The sequence below is a fragment of the Citrobacter sp. VF227 genome, from assembly GCF_052950715.1.
On record NZ_JBRFVF010000108.1, the window covers coordinates 1 to 685 of the forward strand.

Annotated in this window: 1 protein-coding gene; it reads right to left on the minus strand. The window is 63.5% G+C overall.

Annotation, left to right across the window (positions count from 1 at the left end; genetic code table 11):
• On the minus strand, nucleotides 1-506 hold a 506-nt coding region (locus ACU8YC_RS25310), incomplete at its 3' end, for a hypothetical protein (protein ID WP_446896005.1).
• Between the last annotated feature and the right edge of the window lie 179 nt (nucleotides 507-685).

Consider the following 685-nt stretch of genomic DNA (forward strand, 5'->3'; position numbering starts at 1 on the left):
GGCTGATAGAACATCAGCGTCACCGCGTCGTGGAAGCGTGACGTGCTCGCCCCCAGGCGCTCGGTCAGCGGATCGCGATAAGGGCCATGCAAGATCGGCTCGCGCAGCCCCCGCGCAACGGCCTGCGCATCCAAATCCTGCTGACCGACATGCGCGGCGCACGTGGACGCCAGCACCCGGCCCTGCGGGTCGATGACGAACAGCTCGGACAGGTCAGGGAGCTGGGCACGCTTCTTTTCCAGCAGGTCGACATCCACATGAGCCAGCCCTTCGCCCAGGCTCGCGGCCAGGTCCGCCAGATGGTCCCAGTGAGCACTCACCCAGTTCTGCAGGATGCGCACCCGGGACTGCGCAACGCCTTCAAACACCTGCTCGATGGCGGGATACACACCACGGTTCAACCAGCAGGACCAGCCCATCGACAGCTTGCCGGTGCGTCCCAGCCAGGGCAGCCAGTGACGTTCACTAGGGGAAAGTTGCATTTGGAGGCTTTGAAGCTGGGTCACCGGGCAGTCCTTGTTGATCGGAAAGACATACTGGCCAACTGCAATTAGCAGACCAGCAAGCGATCAGGCCACGGCTGCGAGCACAGGCTCCCCAGTGCACCAGGACCGCTCATGTTCGCCTCATAAGCTGCTAGACCGGTGAATGGCGCCCTGCATCGGAAAGCGCTCTGCGTAGCGGG